We start from the raw sequence: 3,238 nt of genomic DNA on the forward strand, positions 1-3,238 counted from the left end.
TCGGATGCCGGCCCCAGTGCACTCGAATCGTTTGGTTCGGGGTGATGGGTGGCTGGTCGTTGTTTGAGAACTGCACAGTGGACGCGAGCATCTGTGGCCAAGTTTTTAAGGGCGCACGGTGGATGCCTTGGCACCAGGAACCGATGAAGGACGTGGGAGGCCACGATAGTCCCCGGGGAGTCGTCAACCAGGCTTTGATCCGGGGGTTTCCGAATGGGGAAACCCGGCAGTCGTCATGGGCTGTCACCCGCTGCTGAACACATAGGCAGTGTGGAGGGAACGCGGGGAAGTGAAACATCTCAGTACCCGCAGGAAGAGAAAACAACCGTGATTCCGGGAGTAGTGGCGAGCGAAACTGGATGAGGCTAAACCGTATACGTGTGAGACCCGGCAGGGGTTGCGTGTACGGGGTTGTGGGATCTCTCTTCTGTCGTCTGCCGGCGACAGGACGAGTCAGAAACCGTTGATGTAGACGAAGGACATGCGAAAGGTCCGGCGTAGAGGGTAAGACCCCCGTAGTCGAAACGTCAGCGGCTCGTTTGAGAGACACCCAAGTAGCACGGGGCCCGAGAAATCCCGTGTGAATCTGGCGGGACCACCCGCTAAGCCTAAATATTCCCTGGTGACCGATAGCGGATAGTACCGTGAGGGAATGGTGAAAAGTACCCCGGGAGGGGAGTGAAATAGTACCTGAAACCGTGTGCCTACAAGCCGTGGGAGCGTCGGAATGGAGCTTGCTCCATTCTCGTGACTGCGTGCCTTTTGAAGAATGAGCCTGCGAGTTTGCGGTGTGTTGCGAGGTTAACCCGGGTGGGGTAGCCGTAGCGAAAGCGAGTCCGAATAGGGCGTTTCAGTAGCATGCTCAAGACCCGAAGCGGAGTGATCTAGCCATGGGCAGGTTGAAGCGGAGGTAAGACTTCGTGGAGGACCGAACCCACCAGGGTTGAAAACCTGGGGGATGACCTGTGGTTAGGGGTGAAAGGCCAATCAAACTCCGTGATAGCTGGTTCTCCCCGAAATGCATTTAGGTGCAGCGTCGTGTGTTTCTTGCCGGAGGTAGAGCACTGGATAGGCGATGGGCCCTACCGGGTTACTGACCTTAGCCAAACTCCGAATGCCGGTAAGTGAGAGCGCGGCAGTGAGACTGTGGGGGATAAGCTCCATGGTCGAGAGGGAAACAGCCCAGAGCATCGACTAAGGCCCCTAAGCGTACGCTAAGTGGGAAAGGATGTGGAGTCGCACAGACAACCAGGAGGTTGGCTTAGAAGCAGCCACCCTTGAAAGAGTGCGTAATAGCTCACTGGTCTAGTGATTCCGCGCCGACAATGTAGCGGGGCTCAAGCGTACCGCCGAAGTCGTGTCATTGCGATATGTACCCCCAACGGGGATCGTGATGGGTAGGGGAGCGTCGTCTGCCGGGTGAAGCAGCACCGGAAGGTAGTTGTGGACGGTTGACGAGTGAGAATGCAGGCATGAGTAGCGATACACACGTGAGAAACGTGTGCGCCGATTGACTAAGGGTTCCTGGGTCAAGCTGATCTGCCCAGGGTAAGTCGGGACCTAAGGCGAGGCCGACAGGCGTAGTCGATGGATAACCGGTTGATATTCCGGTACCCGCTGTGAAGCGTCAAACATCGAACCAGGCGATGCTAAGTCCGTGAAGCCGTTCCGGACCCTTCGGGGAAAGGAAAGTGGTGGAGCCGACGGACCAGACTTGTAGTAGGTGAGTGATGGGGTGACGCAGGAAGGTAGTCCAGCCCGGGCGGTGGTTGTCCCGGGGTAAGGGTGTAGGCCGTGCGATAGGTAAATCCGTCGTACTTGTGGCTGAGACCTGATGCCGAGCCGATTGTGGTGAAGTGGATGATCCTATGCTGTCGAGAAAAGCCTCTAGCGAGTTTCATGGCGGCCCGTACCCTAAACCGACTCAGGTGGTCAGGTAGAGAATACCGAGGCGTTCGGGTGAACTATGGTTAAGGAACTCGGCAAAATGCCCCCGTAACTTCGGGAGAAGGGGGGCCACGTCTGGTGAGGGGACTTGCTCCTCGAGCTGGGTGTGGCCGCAGAGACCAGCGAGAAGCGACTGTTTACTAAAAACACAGGTCCGTGCGAAGCCGTAAGGCGATGTATACGGACTGACGCCTGCCCGGTGCTGGAACGTTAAGGGGACCGGTTAGTCACTCTTCGGGGTGGCGAAGCTGAGAACTTAAGCGCCAGTAAACGGCGGTGGTAACTATAACCATCCTAAGGTAGCGAAATTCCTTGTCGGGTAAGTTCCGACCTGCACGAATGGCGTAACGACTTCTCGACTGTCTCAACCATAGGCCCGGTGAAATTGCACTACGAGTAAAGATGCTCGTTTCGCGCAGCAGGACGGAAAGACCCCGGGACCTTTACTACAGTTTGATATTGGTGTTCGGTTCGGCTTGTGTAGGATAGCTGGGAGACTGTGAAGTCCCAACGCCAGTTGGGGTGGAGTCGTCGTTGAAATACCAGTCTGGTCGTGCTGGATGTCTAACCTGGGTCCGTGATCCGGATCAGGGACAGTGTCTGATGGGTAGTTTAACTGGGGCGGTTGCCTCCTAAAGAGTAACGGAGGCGCCCAAAGGTTCCCTCAGCCTGGTTGGCAATCAGGTGTTGAGTGTAAGTGCACAAGGGAGCTTGACTGTGAGACCGACGGGTCGAGCAGGGACGAAAGTCGGGACTAGTGATCCGGCGGTGGCTTGTGGAAGCGCCGTCGCTCAACGGATAAAAGGTACCCCGGGGATAACAGGCTGATCTTCCCCAAGAGTCCATATCGACGGGATGGTTTGGCACCTCGATGTCGGCTCGTCGCATCCTGGGGCTGGAGTCGGTCCCAAGGGTTGGGCTGTTCGCCCATTAAAGCGGTACGCGAGCTGGGTTTAGAACGTCGTGAGACAGTTCGGTCCCTATCCGCTGTGCGCGTAGGAATATTGAGAAGGGCTGTCCCTAGTACGAGAGGACCGGGACGGACGAACCTCTGGTGTGCCAGTTGTTCTGCCAAGGGCATGGCTGGTTGGCTACGTTCGGGAGGGATAACCGCTGAAAGCATCTAAGCGGGAAGCCTGCTTCGAGATGAGTATTCCCACCTCCTTGAGAGGGTAAGGCTCCCAGTAGACGACTGGGTTGATAGGCCGGATCTGGAAGCACGGTAACGTGTGGAGGTGACCGGTACTAATAGGCCGAGGGCTTGTCCTCAGTTGCTCGCGTCCACTGTGTT

Annotated in this window: 1 rRNA gene; it reads left to right on the forward strand. The window is 56.9% G+C overall.

Annotation, left to right across the window (positions count from 1 at the left end):
* Nucleotides 1–95 precede the first annotated feature (95 nt).
* Nucleotides 96–3,216, forward strand: a 23S ribosomal RNA gene (locus ACF1A1_RS39275).
* Nucleotides 3,217–3,238 lie beyond the last annotated feature (22 nt).

This window comes from Streptomyces sp. NPDC014995 (assembly GCF_043080745.1).
GTDB lineage: Bacteria > Actinomycetota > Actinomycetes > Streptomycetales > Streptomycetaceae > Streptomyces.